Raw genomic sequence first — 18140 nt, forward strand, 5'->3', positions numbered from 1 at the left:
GTGTCCCGCGCCCGGGCCGGTACCCGGCCCCGCACCGGGCTGAGGGACTGCCGTTCTCCGCGTGCCGGAACGGCGCTGGCCTCGGACGGGGAGCGGTTCGGCCGGCCCGGCAGCACCGTCGGCTGCCGTCCCCCCTCTCTTTGCGTGCGGCATGTCCGTGTGGTCCCGGACGGGGGCGGCCGGCGGCGGAGGCTGGAGGAGGGGCGTCGACCTCATGGGCCGGTGGATGGCAAGGGGGTGCTTTGCCGGAAACTGCGATCATTCGGCGATGAAATGCCACGTAAGCGCTCGAATGAGCGGCATATGGGCAATGGCGACCGAAGTGTGCACGCCCCGGAGAGCGAGCCACGTCCGGGCGCGGGCCGGCATCACCTTTCCGCCTGTCGTACCGAAGCGCGGGATGCCGGCGGTTCCGGCGGGGTGAGGCGTGGGCGAGCTCCGTGACGTACGCGGCGGAGCGAAACCCGCCGACCCTCCGGACTCCGGTCGCCCTGTCCAGATAGCGGACAATCGGGCCCGGCTCTTGGTATCGAGTTAACACAGGAGTAACACTGGGAGGGTCGGCCGACCTGTCGTATACGACATGGGCGGCCGCTGTCCTGCGCGCGGCAACGGCGCCGAGCGCCCATCACCGGCTATACGTACGCCCATCACCGGCTGTACGTACCGGTGTCAGCCGCGCCAGAAAGGGACCCCGTGACCTCACGACCCGACCCCAAGACCTCGCTCGACCTGCTGCGCTCCGAGATCGAGCGCCGCAACCCCGCGGAGCCCGAGTTCCACCAGGCCGCGCGCGAGGTGCTGGAGACCCTCGCCCCGGTGCTCGCCGCGCGCCCCGAGTACGCCGAGCCGGGGCTCGTCGCGCGGCTGGTCGAGCCGGAGCGGCAGATCATGTTCCGGGTGCCGTGGCAGGACGACCAGGGCCGGGTCCACGTCAACCGGGGCTTCCGGATCGAATACAACAGCGCCCTCGGCCCCTACAAGGGCGGCCTGCGCTTCCACCCCTCCGTGAACCTCGGGATCATCAAGTTCCTCGGCTTCGAGCAGATCTTCAAGAACGCGCTGACCGGCCTCGGCATCGGCGGCGGCAAGGGCGGCAGCGACTTCGACCCGCAGGGCCGCAGCGACGCCGAGGTCATGCGCTTCTGCCAGTCCTTCATGACCGAGCTGTACCGGCACATCGGCGAGTACACCGACATCCCGGCCGGTGACATCGGCGTCGGCGCCCGCGAGATCGGTTACCTCTTCGGCCAGTACCGGCGGATCACCAACCGCTGGGAGGGCGGCGTGCTCACCGGCAAGAGCGCCGGCTGGGGCGGCTCGCTGATCCGCCCGGAGGCGACCGGATACGGCAACGTGCTGTTCGCGGAGGCCATGCTGCGCGCCCGCGGCGAGGACCTGGAGGGGCAGACCGCGGTCGTCTCCGGCTCCGGCAACGTCGCGATCTACACCATCCAGAAGCTGGCCGCCCTCGGCGCCAACCCGGTGACCTGCTCCGACTCCGGCGGCTACGTCGTCGACGAGAAGGGCATCGACCTCGACCTGCTGCGCCAGATCAAGGAGGTCGAGCGCGGCCGGGTGAGCGACTACGCGGAGCGCCGGGGCGCCTCCGCGCGGTTCGTGCCCGGCGGGCGGGTCTGGGAGGTCCCGGCGGACGTCGCCCTGCCGTCGGCGACCCAGAACGAACTGAACGCCGTCGACGCCGACGCCCTCATCCGCAACGGCGTGAAGGCGGTCTCCGAGGGCGCCAACATGCCGACCACGCCGGAGGCCGTGCAGCTCTTCCAGCGGGCCGGTGTCGCCTTCGGCCCCGGCAAGGCGGCCAACGCGGGCGGCGTCGCGGTCAGCGCGCTGGAGATGACGCAGAACGCGTCGCGTACGTCATGGAAGGCCGACCAGGTCGAGGACGAACTGGCCCGCATCATGACCGACATCCACACCACCTGCGCGGAGACCGCCGAGCGCTACGGCGCCCCCGGCGACTACGTGACCGGCGCGAACATCGCCGGCTTCGAGCGGGTGGCGGACGCGATGCTCGCGCAGGGCGTCATCTGACGCACCCGCGTCACGCCGTCACGGTGTGGGGATGCCGGCCGGACGGGCCGGGCGTCCGAAGCGGGCGGGGACGCCCGGTGAGTACAGCACGCTCACCGGCTCCCCGGCCGGCCCCGGCAGCCCGGCCGCGGCGACCAGGTCCTCCTCGCACTCCAGCAGCTCGGCCCGGTGCAGGGGCCAGCGCGGATGGGCGTTGGGCAGGTACATCGACCGCCCGAAGAAGGCGCCGTGCATGCCCCAGCGGGCGGTCAGGAAGTGCTCAAGACCGGTCGGCTCCGCGATCAGCTCGCCCCTGCGTACGGTGATGCGGCCGCCGGCGCCCCGCGGTCCGGGCCAGCGCCGGGAAGCGGTGTACGTCACCGTGCCGCCGTCGAGGTGCTCCACACGCATCCGGGACCAGAGGTACGGCATCCGGAACCCCAGCCGGCCGACCGCCACCGGGATCAGCCGGGAGGCGTCCAGGGAGAGGAAGACGACCCCGCGCCGCCCGTGCGCGTCCACCGAGTACAGGCGGACGTTGGTCTCCGGGAAGTTCCCGAGATACGGCACACCCGGCAGGCGCAGCCACCCCACCCTGTGCATCCGGAACGCGACGAGACCGACGTACGTGACACCGTCCAGGGTGTCCGGCACGGTGCCCGGCGGCAGCAGCGGGGCCACGTCGGCCGGGTCCACCGCCCAGTGGACGAACGTCAGGTCCAGCCACGACTGGGTGAGCAGCGGACGCGCGATCGCCTCCGGCGGGTCGGGCGTGATCGGCTGCGGGGGAGGCGGTGTCGGCGGCACCGCGCCAGTATCGCGGAGGGCACCGACAGCCGTACGGCAGTACGAGTGCACGTGGCGGACACCACGGACGCCGCGGACACCACGATGTACCCCACATGGCCCTGGTGACCGGCAAGGCCCCTCGGGAAGGCTCGGTGCCATGCAGAAGCTCTCCCTCGACGCCCTCGCCCGCGAACACCTGGAACGCGCCGCCGCCGCCTCCAGCGGCCGCAGCGCCACCACCGTCCACGGCGGCCACGAGCACACCCTGCGCCAGACCCTCCTCGCGCTGACCGCCGGCACGTCCCTCGCCGAGCACGACAGTCCCGGCGAGGCGACCCTGCTGGTCCTGCGCGGCCGCGTCCGCCTCACCAGCGGCGACACGGAGTGGGAGGGGCGGACGGGTGATCTGATCGTCATCCCTCCGGTCCGCCACGGCCTGGAGGCACTGGAGGACGCGGCGGTCCTCCTCACGGTCGCCAAACAGGGCTGAGCGCTCCGCCGTCGTGGCCGGTCGCGCAGTTCCCCGCGCTCCTTCGGGCGCTCCCGGCCCGGCAGGTCGTCCGTGGCGGCGGGGCGCGTCACCGGATGTCCGGCGCCTCCCCACCCCGCATACGAGCCGGATCCCGTCACACGAACGGACCACTCGATGGGACGATGTCGGAACAGGTGATCGAGTGTGTCGACCGAAGGGGGACGCCGGCGTCATGGCCCGTTACATGGAGGCGCTGACCGTCGAGCGGGGCGGTTTCCGGATCAAGGTGCCGGAGTCGTGGTGGGAGTTCGACGTGCGGCCGGAGTCGCGGGACGACTCCGTCCACCGGATGGTGAACGAACGCCTGCGCGCCCACCCGGAACTGGCCCCGCACCGGGACACGTACATCTCCTTCCTGCGGAAGGCCGCCGCGGACGCCTGGAAGTCCGGCGCGCTGTACTGCGGCTGCATGGCGGAGAGCTTCGGCGGTGACACCCCGATCACCGGCTCGGTGACGGTCTCCCTGGTCGGCGGCCGTACGAGCAAGGGCGACCCGCTGCCCACCGACCCGGCCGCCGTCGCCGCCCAGCTCGCCGTCAAGGAGGCGAAGAAGGCGGGCGACTCCTGGCGCAAGGTCACCACCGTCGACATACCCGGCACCGGCCCGGCCGCGCGGACGTACGGCATCGAGGACATCCCGGTCCCCGGCGACGAACTCGGCCGGACCGTCCGTGCCGTGCTGATGCAGACCTTCGTCCCCGTGCCCGGCCAGGAGGGCAAGGTCGCCCTGGTCGCCGGCAGCAGCCAGGTCCTGGACCTCGCGGACTCCTTCTTCGACATCTTCGACGCGATCACGTCGACGTTCCGCTTCGTGGACTGAGAACCGCGGAGGGAAAGGGGAGCGGCCATGGACACGGCGGATGCGGAGGACGCGGAGGGCACGGCCCGCCGACTCCGGGCGATCGGCGACGAGCTGTCGGAGCGGTTCTACGAACGCGCCGACGTCGTACGGACGTTGCTGGTGACCCTGCTGGCCGGACAGCACTCGCTGCTGCTCGGACCGCCCGGGACGGCGAAGTCCGAGATGGCGCGGGAACTCACGGGCCGGATCGAGGGCGCGGCCTACTGGGAGATCCTGCTGTCGAAGTTCACCGCGCCGACGCGGATGTTCGGCCCCATCGACGTCGCCGCGCTCGCCCGGGGCGAGTACCGCCAGGTCTACGACGGCCGCGCCACCACCGCCCACGTCGCGTTCATCGACGAGATCTTCAAATGTTCCACGGCGGCGCTGAACGAGACCCTGGGCTACCTCAACGAGCGGATCTACCACCCCGAGAACGGCGGCGAACCGATCCGCTGCCCCCTCATCGGGGCCATCACCGCCAGCAACGAACTCCCCAGTGGGGAGGACTCGGCCGCGATCTACGACCGGCTGCTGGTGCGGATCGAGGTCGGCTACCTGGAGGACCCCTCGAACTTCGCCGCGCTCGTCCGCTCCGCCGTCCACCGCCCGGCCGCCCCGGCCCGGACGACCATCGAGCTGACCGCGCTGCGGCACGCCGTGACCGAGACCGTACCGGCCGTGGACGTCCCTGACGCGATCGTGGACGCGGTGTGCACCCTGCGGGCCGCCCTGCGCCGCAAGGAACTCGTCGCCTCCGACCGCCGCTGGCGGCAGGCGGTGGGCCTGCTCCAGGCCTCCGCGTACCTCGACGGCCGTACGGCGGTCGCCGAGACCGACCTGCCGGTGCTGACCCATGTGCTGTGGGACTCCCCGGCCCAGCGCCCGACCGTCGAACGCGAGGTGCTGCACCTGGTCAACCCCGACGCCAAGGAGGCGCTCGACCTGGCCGACACCATCGAGGAACTGGAGGCCCAGCTCGACGCCATGGCCGGACAGTCCCGCGAGGCACTGAGCGAGTGGGTCATCAAGAAGGCACACCACCAGCTCGCCACGGCGGGCAGACGGCTGGAGAGGCTGCGTGCCGAGGCGGTGGGCGCCGGCCGCTCGACCACCGCCATCGACCGGGTCACCGGCCGCCAGCGCGCCGTCCGCGCTCGCGTCCTCACCGAGGCCCTCGGCGTGGACGCGAGCACGGTGCGGGCGCAGCTCTGAGCGGCACCATGGACGAGCTCGCGACCAGGGCCGGGGCATGGCTCGCCCGGCCCGCCACCACTGTCGAACGGCACACCGCCGCTGTGGTCGCGGACCGGTTCGACCGCATCACCTGGCACGACACCTACGAGCAGTCGGCCGCCCTGCGCGATCTGGCGGCGGAGCTGGGCGACCGCCACGGCCACCACACCGCCGACCTCCTCACCGACGTGTTCCTGGCCGCGTACAAGGCCGGCCCGCGGCTGCGCGAACCGGCCGCGATGGACCCCTCCCGGCTGGTCAACCACCAGATCATGACCGCACTGACGGAGTCACCGGAGTTCACCGGACTGCGCCGGGAGACGGCCGGCGATCCCTACGCCGCCGCCATGGCCGTACTCGCCCAGGCCGGAGCGCTGCGCGGGCTGCTGGAGCGCGCCCGGGACGCGCAGGAGCAGGGCGAGCGGGCGAAACAGGCCCAGCGGGCCGCCGAAGCGGCGGCGACCGCCGTGGACGAGACGCTCCAGGAGGCCGCCGAGGAGGCCGACGAGGCCGGCACCGCGCGGGCCTCCGACGCCGTACGCCGGGCGATCGGGACCGCCGAAACAGCCGAGGCGGCCGAGGCCGCGGCACGGCAGGCCGCCCGGGCCGCCGCGACGGCCGTCCCCGGAATCCGCGCCACCGCACGCGGCGCCGTCGCGAGGGCCGCGGAGACCGTCCGACAGGAGGCCGCGCTGATGCGGGCGTGGGGAGTCGGATCCGGCGAACTGGAGCGGATGCCGTTCGCCGAGCGCGCCCGCCTCGCCGAACGGCTGCGCACCGGCCGCCTCGCCCGGTGGGCCGACCTGATCGGACGCTTCCGGCAGATGGCGAGCGGCGAGCGCGCCCGCAAGGTGGAGAACGCCACCGGGGAACTGGTCGGCGTCACCCTCGGCGACGACCTCTCCCGCGTCGTCCCCTCCGAACTGGCCCACCTCGGCCTGCCCGAACTGCGCGCGGTGTTCGCCGCCCGCTACGCCGCCGGGGAACTGATGCTCTACGACAGCCGGGGCGAGCAGACCACCGGCCGGGGCGCGATCATCGCGTGCGTGGACACCTCGCACTCCATGTACGAGGAGGGGCCGGGCGGAATCACCCGGGAGGCCTGGTCCAAGGCGTGCGCCCTGGCCCTGCTCGACCAGGCCCGCCACGCCGGACGTGACTTCGTCGGCATCCTGTTCTCCGCCCCCGGCAGGCTCCAGGTCTTCCGCTTCCCGGCGGACGAGCCGGCCCCCGTCGAGCGGACCGTCGACTTCGCCGAGACCTTCCTCGGCGGCGGCACCAGCTACCAGACCCCGCTGTCGGCGGCGGGCGAGCTGCTGGAGGCGGAATTCGACGACACCGCCCGCATGCGCGGCGACATCGTGATGATCACCGACGACGACTGCGGCGTCACCGAGGAGTGGACGCGCACCTGGAACGACACCCGGCACCGGCTCGGCTTCCGGGTCTTCGGCCTGGTCATCGGCGCCCCGCGCGCCGCCGCGGCCGACTCGGTCCTCCAGGCCCTGTGCGACAACCTCCGCCTCATCGAGGACCTCACCGACGTCCACACCACCGCCGACCTCTTCCGCGTGATCTGACTTCCAGGAGCCGCGAGTGATCGTCCTTCCCAGCTTGCTGCGCGACCTGCTCGACGAGGTCGACGAGACACGCGCGGCACATCTGGCCCTGGACTTCGCACGGCATGTGCTCGACATCGAGCGGGCTGAGATCGAGGAACCGGTACTGGAGGCCTGCCTGGTCCACATCGCGGCGGCCCACGAGGCGATCGACCTCGGCGAGGCACACCCGCGGCTGTTCCGGGCACACGAGCGGCTCCTGGAGACCGGTATGCGGTGGGAGGGCCACCGATACGACGCCGCCAGGGGAGTGGAGCCGACCTTGCAGGCCGCACGGGTCGGCACCGAGCAGCTGATGAGCGACGCGAAAGGGTACGGACAGGTCAGTCTCCTCCCCTGTTTCTCCGTCGCCCGCGAGATGCAGGCGAGGGCCGGGCGCTGGTACGCGCAGCGGGCCCCCGACGGCGCCGACGAGCGGCTCGCCGCCCGCCGTGCCCGCTGGGAGGAGGCCCGCTGGCAGGTGTTGCACATCCTCGCGACGGAACCGGGTCCGGACGACAAGGGAAGGTGAGTGGGGCCCTGTGGAATCCGCATGGGACTGGGAAACCGGCGAAGGGCTGCTGGGTATCGACGACCCCGCGGACTGGGATGCCGCGTTCGAGCGCGGTGAGAGCCATCTCGGAACGGCGGCGATCGGGTTGGCCTTCAACTGCCCGCTGGAGGAGGCGTCGCCCCGGATCGTCCGGGCGACGCGGTTGCCGGACGTCGCTCAGCGGGGGTTCGCGTTCACGGCGGTGGGCACTGCGGCGCGGCTCAACGGGGCGTTGACGCCGGAGCTGTACGACGTGCTGCGGGCGGCGGGCCCCGGCCGCATGAGCATCGCCGTGAATGCCGTCGACGACACCCTGACCTTTGTTCCCTTCCGGGAGCTGCCGCCGTGGCTCAAGCGGTGGAAGGCGTATACGACGGTCCGGAACAAGCTGGAGGGCTGGTGGCTGCGGTCCGAGGATACGGTGGGTGACGCCTGGCGGGCTCTGCGCGGCCGGCGTCCCTGAGGAGTGACGGGCCGGCCTTTCCGTCGGGCTTCAGGAAGGCGCGGGGAAACGCACGATGACAGTGAACGACTCCGCGGTTCCGGAACAGGCGCTCGCTCGTGAGATCTTCGGCCCGCTGGGCGGTGTCGTCGAGATCGGAGCCGTGGCCGCCACGGGAACCTGGGATGTCGCGCGGGCCTCGGTGGCCGGCTGGTTGAGCCGTCATCGGAGCGAGGTGGACCGCCTCCTGGTGCTCCTGCGTGAGACCGGACAGTTCTCCGAGCTGAGTATGGCGATCGTGGACGAACTCAGCTGGCTGCGCGACCACCCCGTCACAGCCCCCTCGTTGCTGCTGTGGGCCGTCGGCATTGAGGAGATCACGCCACGGCTCGAGGATCTGGGACAACTGCGCGCGGTACGGCGCATGTGCCGCACGGGCGCGGATCTCCGGCTCACCCGTCTGCTGCAGGCGATGGTGACCGCTGCCGTCGCCGGCCGGAGGACCGCCGACGACTCGGCGGGGGAGATCGCGGAGGCGCTGGACATCGCTCTGCTGCTGGCGAACCGGAGCGAGCCCGCCGCGGCGGCCACGGTCTTCAGGATGTGGCGGACGGCGTGCCTGCCCGACATCCTCCGTCCGGACTCGGACGCCACCGCCGCGGGCAGGTCGGCGTTCCGCTCGTTCGCCCACGTGCTGGAGGACCGTATCGATCCGTGACGGCGTGTGATCCGCTCGTTCGGCGTCTCCCACGCCGGAGCGGGACGGGCTGGGCTTCGGCCTCCATGAAGGATCCGCCTACGTGCTCGACGCGAGCATTCTCAGAGAGACACACCAACCGTTCTGACCGCGCACCAGCGGGGCTGCCGGGACCGGGACCAGGAGAGCGGCGCACATGTCGGACGACACGGTGGAAGCGAAGGCGCTGATGGAACGGGCGGACTCTCTCGTCGCCGGCCGCGGATACGTGGGACGGGAGTGCGCCGAGGACGTCGTGGCGGAGGTCCCCGAGGTGCGCACCCGGATTCTCGGCTGGTTGCGGACCGTTTCGGAAGCGGAGGACTGGCGCCGGTTCGAACGGCTTGCGGGCGTGGCGGTCCACCTGCGCCCCGACGGCCTCGCCCCGCTGCTGGCTTCGGTACTCGCCTCGCGCCCCTTGGGCGTGAACACCGAGGACCTGGTCGACATGCTCGGTGAGCTGCGGGCCCCGGAGGGGGTGGAGCCGATCTCCACACTCGTTCGGGAGAGGAAGGACACGGACGGCCCCTTCTTCACCTTCTGCGTCAAAGGCATCCAGGCGCTGGGGGAGATCGGTGGTGCCGAAGCCGAGCGGTTCCTGCGGAGCGTGGCCGTGAGCGAGCCGGGCGCCTGGCCGGACCCTCTGCGCCGGCACGCGGCGGAGGAACTGGGCATCGAGGACGAGCTCGGATTCGATGAGGACGACATGCTCGGCGGGGCATAGGCGCCATGGGCGTGGCACGCCAGGGCGCTGCACCGGCGGGCCTGGGGCGGCTCCTTCCTCACCGCGCTCTGTGACGGTGGTACCACCGGCATGGACCTGGGCGCGCACGCCGTACGACAGCAGCTGGGCACCGGCGACCTGAGCATCGTCTCCGAGCGGGACCTGTACGCGGACCGGGCGAGGGCCGAGGTCCGCGTCTGGACGCTGGAGGCCACGATGGGGACGCGGGCCGAGCTGGAGGAGCGGGCGGTGGAGATGTCGCTGTACAGCAATCACAACATCCACGGGTTGTTGCAGACGGAGGAGTACGCGCGAGCGCTGCTTCGCACCTGACGTCCGGCCTACTCGCCGGATGAGCTGGAACGTATGGTGGCCGCTCGGATGGTCCGGAAGTCCGTCTTCGAGCGCTCACCCGCACCGGAGTTCGGCTTCGTCCTGGAAGAGGTGACGCTGCGCCGCCCGATCGGGGACACAATGGTGCTGCGCCGACAGCTCGAACACATGCTGGAAGTAGCGAGGTTGCCGTTCGTGGAGCTTCAGGTGATGCCGACCGCCTGTGCGAACCACCCGGGAACGGGCGGCCGTATCCAGGTGCTCAAGTTCGCGGACGGTACGGGGATGGGGCGTACCGATGGTGACTTCGGGGGCCGCCCGGTCTCGCACCCCAGGCAGCTCCGCGTCCTTGATCTGCGCTATGGCATCATCCGGGCTCAGGCGCTCACACCAGAGGAGTCTCTGGTCTTCATCGAGCAAACGCTGGGAGAGCTATGAGTACGCCGGAACTCCACTGGTTCAAGAGCAGCTACAGCGACAGCAGCAACGGCAACGACTGCATCGAAATCGCCCCCACCCCCACCACCGTCCACGTCCGTGACTCCAAGAACGTATCCGGCCCGCGCCTCGCGCTCACGCCGCGGGCGTGGGCCGCGTTCATCGCGCCGCTCGGCTCGGCGCGTACGTCCGACTGATCGCGACGGCGCAAGCTCCGTGCCCTCCGTGACCCCATGTTTCCCGTAAGGGACGGTTCGCTCCGTCACGCCGCGCTGAGTGCTGCGACTCGGTGAGATCGTCCGGCAGCGTGTCCCGGAGTGGCGAACCGCGGTTCCGGCGCTCCGGCGTTTGATCCCCGTCACCTTCGGGGTAATGTCTTCCGCCCGATTGGCCAGCCCCGGTCCCCGTGTGGCAGACTGTCCGAGTTGCTCGGTCGAGTGTTGATGCTGCGCGCCTCCCGTCGGGAGGACCGGAAGCGAGTCCCACGGTACTCGTCGTCCCTGATGAGGGGCGGACGTACGGGAATCTTCCGGGAAGCGTATGCGCAGCGCCGACCAGGCGCCCGGTGGGCCTTTCGCCCTCGGTCCGCGGTTCTGGTAGGGCCGTGTCAATCCCGCAGGGATGTTCGAACAGGGGACATTCATGTCGGCGGGAGCGCGACACACCCGACCGCGTGGGTCGGAGGACGAGAGCTGGAACACCGGGTTCCAGGGCGTAAAGAGAGACAGGACTACGGAGTAGCCATGGCGGGACAGAAGATCCGCATCCGGCTCAAGGCCTACGACCACGAGGTCATCGACTCTTCGGCGAAGAAGATCGTCGAGACGGTGACTCGCACTGGTGCGTCGGTCGCGGGCCCGGTGCCGCTGCCCACTGAGAAGAACGTGTACTGCGTCATCAAGTCGCCGCACAAGTACAAGGACTCGCGCGAGCACTTCGAGATGCGCACGCACAAGCGCCTGATCGACATCCTCGACCCGACCCCCAAGACCGTTGACTCTCTGATGCGACTCGACCTCCCGGCCGGTGTCGACATCGAGATCAAGCTCTGAAGGCCGGTGATCTGAGAATGGCTAAGCAGATCAAGGGCATCCTGGGCGAGAAGCTCGGCATGACGCAGGTGTGGGACGAGAACAACCGTGTTGTTCCGGTCACCGTCGTCAAGGCCGGCCCCAACGTCGTCACCCAGGTCCGCACGAACGACGTCGACGGCTACGAGTCGGTCCAGATCGCCTTCGGCGAGATCGACCCGCGCAAGGTGAACAAGCCCCTCAAGGGCCACTTCGCCAAGGCCGACGTCACCCCCCGTCGTCACCTCGTCGAGATCCGCACCGCGGACGCCTCCGAGTACACGCTGGGCCAGGAAGTCACCGCTGAGGTCTTCGAGTCGGGCGTGAAGGTCGACGTCACCGGCAAGAGCAAGGGCAAGGGCTTCGCCGGTGTCATGAAGCGTCACAACTTCAAGGGCCTCGGCGCCGGTCACGGCACCCAGCGCAAGCACCGCTCGCCGGGCTCCATCGGTGGCTGCGCCACCCCGGGCCGCGTGTTCAAGGGCCTCCGCATGGCGGGTCGCATGGGCAACGAGCGGGTCACCACCCAGAACCTGACCGTCCACGCCGTTGACGCGGAGAAGGGTCTGCTGCTCATCAAGGGCGCGGTTCCCGGTCCGAACGGCGGCCTCGTCCTGGTCCGCACCGCGGCCAAGGGGGCCTGAGGTAACCGATGAGCACTGTTGACATCCTTTCGCCTGCGGGCGAGAAGACCGGTAGCGTCGAGCTCCCCGCGGAGATCTTCGGCGTGGAGAAGATCAGCATTCCGCTGATCCACCAGGTCGTCGTCGCGCAGAACGCCGCTGCCCGCCAGGGCACGCACAAGACCAAGCGTCGCGGCGAGGTCCGTGGTGGCGGCAAGAAGCCGTACCGCCAGAAGGGCACCGGCCGCGCCCGTCAGGGCTCGACCCGCGCGCCGCAGTTCGCCGGTGGTGGCGTCGTGCACGGTCCCGTGCCGCGCGACTACTCGCAGCGCACCCCCAAGAAGATGAAGGCTGCCGCTCTGCGTCACGCCCTCACCGACCGGGCGCGCCACAACCGCATTCACGTCGTCACCGGCGTGATCGAGGGCGAGACCCCCTCCACGAAGGCCGCCAAGTCGCTGTTCGGCAAGATCTCGGAGCGCAAGAACCTGCTCCTGGTCGTCGACCGCGCCGACGAGGCCGCGTGGCTGTCCGCCCGCAACCTGCCCCAGGTCCACATCCTGGAGCCGGGCCAGCTGAACACGTACGACGTTCTCGTCTCGGACGACGTGGTCTTCACCAAGGCCGCTTTCGAGTCCTTCGTCGCCGGCCCGAACAAGGCCAACGACAACGAAGGGAGCGAGGTCTGATGGCTGCCCGTCACCCCTCCATCGCCTCCAAGGCGGCCAAGAAGGCCAAGGCCGCGCGCGTCGCCAAGGCGCGCCGCCACGAGGCCGAAGGCAAGAACACCGTCGTCACCCCGGCGAGCAAGGCGTACACGGACCCCCGTGACGTCCTGCTGAAGCCGGTCGTGTCGGAGAAGAGCTACGCGCTCATCGACGAGAACAAGTACACGTTCATCGTCGACCCCAACGCGAACAAGACCCAGATCAAGCAGGCCGTCCAGGCGGTCTTCGAGGTCAAGGTCACCGGGGTCAACACGATCAACCGCATCGGCAAGCGCAAGCGCACCAAGACCGGTTTCGGTCAGCGTGCGGCGACCAAGCGCGCGATCGTGACCCTCGCCGAGGGCGACCGTATCGACATCTTCGGCGGTCCGACCGCGTAAGCGGTCAGGATCGTTCGATATCGGACGAGGACTGAGAAATGGGTATCCGCAAGTACAAGCCGACGACTCCGGGCCGTCGTGGCTCCAGCGTCGCCGACTTCGTCGAGGTCACGCGGTCCACGCCGGAGAAGTCGCTGGTCCGTCCCCTGCACAGCAAGGGCGGCCGTAACAATTCCGGTCGTGTGACCGTCCGCCACCAGGGCGGTGGCCACAAGCGCGCCTACCGAGTGATCGACTTCCGTCGTCACGACAAGGACGGCGTGCCGGCGAAGGTCGCGCACATCGAGTACGACCCCAACCGCACCGCGCGCATCGCGCTGCTGCACTACGCCGACGGCGAGAAGCGCTACATCCTCGCCCCGCGCAACCTGCAGCAGGGCGACCGCGTCGAGAACGGTCCCGGGGCCGACATCAAGCCGGGCAACAACCTGGCCCTCCGCAACATCCCGGTCGGTACCACGATCCACGCGATCGAGCTCCGTCCCGGTGGCGGCGCCAAGTTCGCCCGCTCCGCCGGTGCCTCCGTGCAGCTGCTCGCGAAGGAGGGCTCGATGGCCCACCTGCGCATGCCGTCCGGAGAGATCCGCCTGGTCGACCAGCGCTGCCGCGCCACGGTCGGCGAGGTCGGCAACGCCGAGCAGTCGAACATCAACTGGGGCAAGGCCGGCCGCAAGCGGTGGCTGGGCGTCCGCCCGACCGTCCGTGGTGTCGTCATGAACCCGGTCGACCACCCGCACGGTGGTGGTGAGGGCCGTACCTCCGGTGGTCGCCACCCCGTGTCCCCGTGGGGCAAGAAGGAAGGCCGTACTCGTTCGCCCAAGAAGGCGTCGAACAAGTACATCGTCCGCCGCCGCAAGACGAACAAGAAGCGCTAAGGACGGGTTGAGATGCCTCGTAGCTTGAAGAAGGGACCCTTCGTCGACGACCACCTGATCAAGAAGGTGGACGTCCAGAACGAAGCCGGTACCAAGAACGTCATCAAGACCTGGTCCCGTCGCTCGATGATCGTCCCGGCGATGCTGGGCCACACGATCGCGGTGCACAACGGCAAGACCCACATCCCGGTGTTTGTCACCGAGTCCATGGTCGGCCACAAGCTCGGCGAGTTCTCGCCGACGCGCACCTTCCGGGGTCACGTCAAGGACGACCGGAAGTCGAAGCGCCGCTAGTCAGCGGGGTGGATTGACCATGACAAACACTGAAGGGACAACCATGGAAGCCAGGGCCCAGGCGCGGTACATCCGCGTCACGCCCATGAAGGCCCGCCGCGTGGTGGACCTCATCCGTGGCATGGACGCCACGGAGGCTCAGGCGGTCCTGCGTTTCGCCCCGCAGGCCGCGAGCGTGCCGGTCGGCAAGGTGCTGGACAGCGCCATCGCCAACGCCGCGCACAACTACGACCACACCGACGCCGACAGCCTCTACATCTCCGAGGCGTACGTCGACGAGGGCCCGACCCTGAAGCGGTTCCGTCCGCGCGCCCAGGGCCGTGCCTACCGGATCCGCAAGCGGACCAGCCACATCACCGTGGTCGTCAGCAGCAAGGAAGGAACCCGGTAATGGGCCAGAAGGTTAACCCGCATGGGTTCCGGCTCGGTGTCACGACCGACTTCAAGTCGCGTTGGTACGCCGACAAGCTGTACAAGGACTACGTCAAGGAAGACGTCGCCATCCGTCGGATGATGACGTCCGGCATGGAGCGCGCCGGCATCTCGAAGGTGGAGATCGAGCGCACCCGTGACCGCGTGCGTGTGGACATCCACACCGCCCGTCCCGGCATCGTCATCGGCCGCCGCGGCGCCGAGGCCGACCGCATCCGCGGTGACCTGGAGAAGCTGACCGGCAAGCAGGTCCAGCTGAACATCCTCGAGGTCAAGAGCCCCGAGACGGACGCTCAGCTGGTGGCCCAGGCCGTCGCCGAGCAGCTCTCCTCCCGCGTCTCCTTCCGTCGCGCCATGCGCAAGAGCATGCAGGGCACGATGAAGGCCGGCGCCAAGGGCATCAAGATCCAGTGCGGTGGCCGCCTCGGTGGCGCCGAGATGTCCCGCTCGGAGTTCTACCGCGAGGGCCGTGTGCCCCTGCACACGCTCCGCGCGAACGTGGACTACGGCTTCTTCGAGGCCAAGACGACCTTCGGCCGCATCGGTGTGAAGGTCTGGATCTACAAGGGCGACGTCAAGAACATCGCCGAGGTCCGCGCCGAGAACGCCGCTGCCCGTGCGGGTAACCGCCCGGCCCGCGGTGGCGCCGACCGCCCGGCCCGTGGTGGCCGCGGTGGCGAGCGTGGCGGCCGCGGCCGCAAGCCGCAGCAGGCTCCCGCTGCCGAGGCCCCCAAGGCCGACGCTCCGGCTGCCGCTCCGGCTGAGAGCACCGGAACGGAGGCCTGACCGACATGCTGATCCCCCGTAGGGTCAAGCACCGCAAGCAGCACCACCCGAAGCGCCGTGGCCAGGCCAAGGGCGGTACGACGGTTGCGTTCGGCGAGTACGGCATTCAGGCCCTCACGCCGGCGTACGTGACCAACCGCCAGATCGAGGCGGCCCGTATCGCGATGACCCGCCACATCAAGCGTGGTGGCAAGGTCTGGATCAACATCTACCCGGACCGCCCGCTCACGAAGAAGCCGGCCGAGACCCGCATGGGTTCCGGTAAGGGTTCGCCGGAGTGGTGGATCGCGAACGTGCACCCGGGCCGGGTCATGTTCGAGCTGTCCTACCCCAACGAGAAGATCGCCCGTGAGGCGCTGACCCGTGCGGCCCACAAGCTGCCGATGAAGTGCCGGATCGTCAAGCGCGAGGCAGGTGAAGCGTGATGTCGGCCGGTACCAAGGCGTCCGAGCTGCGCGAGCTGGGCAACGAGGAGCTTCTCGCGAAGCTCCGCGAGGCCAAGGAAGAGCTGTTCAACCTCCGCTTCCAGGCGGCGACCGGTCAGCTCGAGAACCACGGTCGGCTGAAGGCCGTCCGTAAGGACATCGCGCGGATCTACACCCTGATGCGCGAGCGCGAGCTGGGCATCGAAACGGTGGAGAACGCATGAGCGAGAACAACGTGACTGAGACGAACACCGAGGCTCGGGGCGACCGCAAGACCCGTGAGGGCATCGTCGTCAGCGACAAGATGGACAAGACCGTCGTCGTCGCTGTCGAGGACCGCAAGAAGCACGCGCTGTACGGCAAGGTCATCCGCAGCACGAGCAAGCTCAAGGCCCACGACGAGCAGAACGCCGCCGGCGTCGGCGACCGCGTCCTCCTGATGGAGACCCGGCCGCTGTCCGCCACGAAGCACTGGCGCATCGTCGAGATCCTCGAGAAGGCCAAGTAGGTAGTTCCCGTAAGGGAATTCCCAAAAGTACGTTCCTGCGGGGCATCCCTCGCAGGACAGTTCCGCCAGGCTCCGACGGGGTCGCTGTGCTTGACAAAAGCAGGTCGACCCCGTCGGGGAACCGGCAGACAAACAGGAGATAGACGTGATCCAGCAGGAGTCGCGACTGCGTGTCGCCGACAACACGGGTGCGAAGGAAGTCCTCTGCATCCGTGTGCTCGGTGGCTCCGGTCGCCGCTACGCGGGCATCGGTGACGTCATCGTCGCCACCGTCAAGGACGCGATCCCCGGTGGCAACGTGAAGAAGGGTGACGTCGTCAAGGCGGTCATCGTTCGCACCGTCAAGGAGCGCCGCCGTCCGGACGGCTCGTACATCCGCTTCGACGAGAACGCCGCCGTCATTCTGAAGAACGACGGCGACCCTCGCGGCACCCGTATCTTCGGCCCGGTCGGCCGTGAGCTGCGCGAGAAGAAGTTCATGAAGATCATCTCCCTCGCGCCGGAGGTGCTGTGAGCATGAAGATCAAGAAGGGCGACCTGGTCCAGGTCATCACCGGCAAGGACAAGGGCAAGCAGGGCAAGGTCATCGCGGCCTACCCCCGCGAGGACCGTGTCCTGGTCGAGGGTGTCAACCGGGTCAAGAAGCACACCAAGGCCGGCCCGACCGCCGGTGGCTCGCAGGCCGGCGGCATCGTGACCACCGAGGCCCCGGTCCACGTCTCCAACGTCCAGCTGGTCGTGGAGAAGGACGGCAAGAAGGTCGTCACGCGCGTCGGTTACCGCTTCGACGACGAAGGCAACAAGATCCGCGTTGCCAAGCGGACGGGTGAGGACATCTGATGACGACCACCACCACTCCGCGTCTGAAGACGAAGTACCGCGAGGAGATCGCGGGCAAGCTGCGCGAGCAGTTCTCCTACGAGAACGTCATGCAGGTTCCCGGCCTCGTCAAGATCGTGGTCAACATGGGTGTGGGCGACGCCGCCCGCGACTCCAAGCTGATCGAGGGCGCCATCCGCGACCTCACCACGATCACCGGTCAGAAGCCGGCCGTCACCAAGGCCCGCAAGTCCATCGCGCAGTTCAAGCTGCGTGAGGGCCAGCCGATCGGTGCCCACGTCACGCTCCGTGGCGACCGCATGTGGGAGTTCCTGGACCGCACCCTGTCGCTCGCGCTGCCGCGCATCCGCGACTTCCGCGGCCTGTCCCCCAAGCAGTTCGACGGCCGTGGCAACTACACCTTCGGTCTCACGGAGCAGGTCATGTTCCACGAGATCGACCAGGACAAGATCGACCGCACCCGGGGTATGGACATCACCGTGGTGACCACGGCGACCAACGACGAAGAGGGCCGCGCCCTTCTCCGTCACCTCGGCTTCCCCTTCAAGGAGGCGTGAGCGAGATGGCGAAGAAGGCTCTGATCGCGAAGGCTGCTCGCAAGCCCAAGTTCGGCGTGCGTGGCTACACCCGCTGCCAGCGCTGTGGCCGCCCGCACTCCGTGTACCGCAAGTTCGGCCTGTGCCGCGTGTGCCTTCGTGAGATGGCTCACCGTGGCGAGCTGCCGGGCGTGACCAAGAGCTCCTGGTAGTCCCGGTAATTCCGGACTCCCAGGGCTCTCGGTAAGCAATGGGAACGGCAGGAGGCCCACTCCGTATGGCTTAGGCTTGCGGGGTTGGGCACCTGCCGTGCCCGTACGACTTACTACGCCGTAGGTCCACCGCGCCGCACCCGTCCCGTCTCGGATCGGGGAGAGGGATGGCGCA

Annotated in this window: 26 protein-coding genes and 1 pseudogene; 26 read left to right on the forward strand and 1 reads right to left on the reverse strand. The window is 69.5% G+C overall.

All coding sequences use genetic code 11. From position 1 onward, the window contains the following. The first annotated feature begins 696 nt into the window (after positions 1–696). The gene (gdhA, locus tag ACFV5H_RS01205; RefSeq protein ID WP_385052149.1) at positions 697–2055 is read left to right on the forward strand and encodes an NADP-specific glutamate dehydrogenase; all 1359 of its coding nucleotides are present in this window, start codon (positions 697–699) and stop codon (positions 2053–2055) included. Positions 2056–2073: 18 nt separating this feature from the next. On the opposite strand, the gene ACFV5H_RS01210 is transcribed toward gdhA, so the two are convergent. Beyond that, positions 2074–2841 (reverse strand): YqjF family protein, encoded by a 768-nt coding sequence (locus ACFV5H_RS01210; protein WP_385192095.1) that lies wholly within the window; start codon positions 2839–2841, stop codon positions 2074–2076. A gap of 139 nt (positions 2842–2980) precedes the next feature. On the opposite strand from ACFV5H_RS01210, the gene ACFV5H_RS01215 reads away from it, so the two are divergent. From ACFV5H_RS01215 to ACFV5H_RS01335, 25 genes and pseudogenes are all read left to right on the forward strand, one after another. Beyond that, positions 2981–3313 carry a cupin domain-containing protein gene (locus tag ACFV5H_RS01215; RefSeq protein ID WP_385192098.1) on the forward strand — a complete coding sequence of 111 codons (333 nt, stop codon included), beginning with the start codon at positions 2981–2983 and terminating at the stop codon, positions 3311–3313. 214 nt (positions 3314–3527) lie between these two features. Then, on the forward strand, positions 3528–4175 hold the full coding sequence (locus tag ACFV5H_RS01220) for a hypothetical protein (protein ID WP_385192101.1): 648 nt from the start codon (positions 3528–3530) through the stop codon (positions 4173–4175). Between the two features lie 27 nt (positions 4176–4202). Beyond that, positions 4203–5411 carry an AAA family ATPase gene (locus ACFV5H_RS01225; RefSeq protein ID WP_385192104.1) on the forward strand — a complete coding sequence of 403 codons (1209 nt, stop codon included), beginning with the start codon at positions 4203–4205 and terminating at the stop codon, positions 5409–5411. 8 nt (positions 5412–5419) lie between these two features. Further along, the gene (locus tag ACFV5H_RS01230) at positions 5420–7012 is read left to right on the forward strand and encodes a VWA domain-containing protein (protein WP_385192107.1); all 1593 of its coding nucleotides are present in this window, start codon (positions 5420–5422) and stop codon (positions 7010–7012) included. 16 nt (positions 7013–7028) lie between these two features. Beyond that, the gene (locus tag ACFV5H_RS01235) at positions 7029–7562 is read left to right on the forward strand and encodes a hypothetical protein (RefSeq protein WP_385192110.1); all 534 of its coding nucleotides are present in this window, start codon (positions 7029–7031) and stop codon (positions 7560–7562) included. A 10-nt stretch (positions 7563–7572) separates the two neighbouring features. Then, a complete protein-coding gene (locus tag ACFV5H_RS01240; RefSeq protein ID WP_385192113.1) occupies positions 7573–8046 on the forward strand; it encodes a hypothetical protein in 474 nt (157 codons plus the stop codon). A gap of 55 nt (positions 8047–8101) precedes the next feature. Continuing rightward, a complete protein-coding gene (locus ACFV5H_RS01245) occupies positions 8102–8743 on the forward strand; it encodes a hypothetical protein (RefSeq protein WP_385192115.1) in 642 nt (213 codons plus the stop codon). Positions 8744–8918: 175 nt separating this feature from the next. Beyond that, entirely contained in the window at positions 8919–9485 is a 567-nt protein-coding gene (locus ACFV5H_RS01250; protein WP_385192117.1) for a hypothetical protein, read from the forward strand. Between the two features lie 228 nt (positions 9486–9713). Then, positions 9714–10256 (forward strand): annotated as a pseudogene (locus ACFV5H_RS01255) (DUF5753 domain-containing protein); the annotation flags it as partial. Continuing rightward, the gene (locus tag ACFV5H_RS01260) at positions 10253–10453 is read left to right on the forward strand and encodes a DUF397 domain-containing protein (protein WP_385052176.1); all 201 of its coding nucleotides are present in this window, start codon (positions 10253–10255) and stop codon (positions 10451–10453) included. The pseudogene ACFV5H_RS01255 and the gene ACFV5H_RS01260, both read left to right, overlap by 4 nt. A 546-nt stretch (positions 10454–10999) precedes the next feature. Further along, positions 11000–11308 (forward strand): 30S ribosomal protein S10, encoded by a 309-nt coding sequence (gene rpsJ / locus ACFV5H_RS01265; RefSeq protein WP_003948644.1) that lies wholly within the window; start codon positions 11000–11002, stop codon positions 11306–11308. Positions 11309–11325: 17 nt separating this feature from the next. Next, entirely contained in the window at positions 11326–11970 is a 645-nt protein-coding gene (rplC, locus tag ACFV5H_RS01270; protein WP_030046373.1) for a 50S ribosomal protein L3, read from the forward strand. Between the two features lie 8 nt (positions 11971–11978). Next, a complete protein-coding gene (gene rplD / locus ACFV5H_RS01275; RefSeq protein WP_385052179.1) occupies positions 11979–12638 on the forward strand; it encodes a 50S ribosomal protein L4 in 660 nt (219 codons plus the stop codon). Next, complete coding sequence (rplW, locus tag ACFV5H_RS01280) at positions 12638–13057, forward strand: 50S ribosomal protein L23 (RefSeq protein WP_385052182.1); 420 nt, start codon at positions 12638–12640, stop codon at positions 13055–13057. The genes rplD and rplW overlap by 1 nt, the downstream gene beginning before the upstream one ends. Before the next feature lie 38 nt (positions 13058–13095). Continuing rightward, positions 13096–13932, forward strand: coding sequence for a 50S ribosomal protein L2 (gene rplB / locus ACFV5H_RS01285; RefSeq protein WP_004927281.1), 837 nt, complete (start codon positions 13096–13098; stop codon positions 13930–13932). Between the two features lie 12 nt (positions 13933–13944). Continuing rightward, a complete protein-coding gene (gene rpsS, locus ACFV5H_RS01290) occupies positions 13945–14226 on the forward strand; it encodes a 30S ribosomal protein S19 (RefSeq protein WP_003948639.1) in 282 nt (93 codons plus the stop codon). 43 nt (positions 14227–14269) lie between these two features. Continuing rightward, on the forward strand, positions 14270–14617 hold the full coding sequence (rplV, locus tag ACFV5H_RS01295) for a 50S ribosomal protein L22 (protein WP_019329637.1): 348 nt from the start codon (positions 14270–14272) through the stop codon (positions 14615–14617). Beyond that, positions 14617–15444 (forward strand): 30S ribosomal protein S3, encoded by an 828-nt coding sequence (gene rpsC, locus ACFV5H_RS01300; RefSeq protein WP_030860973.1) that lies wholly within the window; start codon positions 14617–14619, stop codon positions 15442–15444. The genes rplV and rpsC overlap by 1 nt, the downstream gene beginning before the upstream one ends. A 5-nt stretch (positions 15445–15449) precedes the next feature. Next, positions 15450–15869: a 50S ribosomal protein L16 gene (gene rplP / locus ACFV5H_RS01305; protein ID WP_004927269.1), complete on the forward strand. Its 420-nt coding sequence runs from the start codon at positions 15450–15452 to the stop codon at positions 15867–15869. Further along, positions 15869–16093 carry a 50S ribosomal protein L29 gene (gene rpmC, locus ACFV5H_RS01310; RefSeq protein ID WP_007494763.1) on the forward strand — a complete coding sequence of 75 codons (225 nt, stop codon included), beginning with the start codon at positions 15869–15871 and terminating at the stop codon, positions 16091–16093. The genes rplP and rpmC overlap by 1 nt, the downstream gene beginning before the upstream one ends. After that, complete coding sequence (rpsQ, locus tag ACFV5H_RS01315; RefSeq protein WP_004927263.1) at positions 16090–16377, forward strand: 30S ribosomal protein S17; 288 nt, start codon at positions 16090–16092, stop codon at positions 16375–16377. Before rpmC ends, rpsQ begins: the two co-directional genes overlap by 4 nt. Before the next feature lie 145 nt (positions 16378–16522). Next, positions 16523–16891 (forward strand): 50S ribosomal protein L14, encoded by a 369-nt coding sequence (gene rplN, locus ACFV5H_RS01320; protein WP_030831680.1) that lies wholly within the window; start codon positions 16523–16525, stop codon positions 16889–16891. Positions 16892–16893: 2 nt separating this feature from the next. Continuing rightward, the gene (gene rplX / locus ACFV5H_RS01325) at positions 16894–17217 is read left to right on the forward strand and encodes a 50S ribosomal protein L24 (RefSeq protein ID WP_030860979.1); all 324 of its coding nucleotides are present in this window, start codon (positions 16894–16896) and stop codon (positions 17215–17217) included. Further along, the gene (rplE, locus tag ACFV5H_RS01330; protein ID WP_030860981.1) at positions 17217–17774 is read left to right on the forward strand and encodes a 50S ribosomal protein L5; all 558 of its coding nucleotides are present in this window, start codon (positions 17217–17219) and stop codon (positions 17772–17774) included. Before rplX ends, rplE begins: the two co-directional genes overlap by 1 nt. A 5-nt stretch (positions 17775–17779) precedes the next feature. After that, positions 17780–17965, forward strand: coding sequence for a type Z 30S ribosomal protein S14 (locus ACFV5H_RS01335; RefSeq protein WP_003948630.1), 186 nt, complete (start codon positions 17780–17782; stop codon positions 17963–17965). The last annotated feature ends 175 nt before the right edge of the window (positions 17966–18140 follow it).

The organism is Streptomyces sp. NPDC059787 (assembly GCF_042732315.1).
Taxonomy (GTDB): Bacteria; Actinomycetota; Actinomycetes; order Streptomycetales; family Streptomycetaceae; genus Streptomyces; species Streptomyces atrovirens.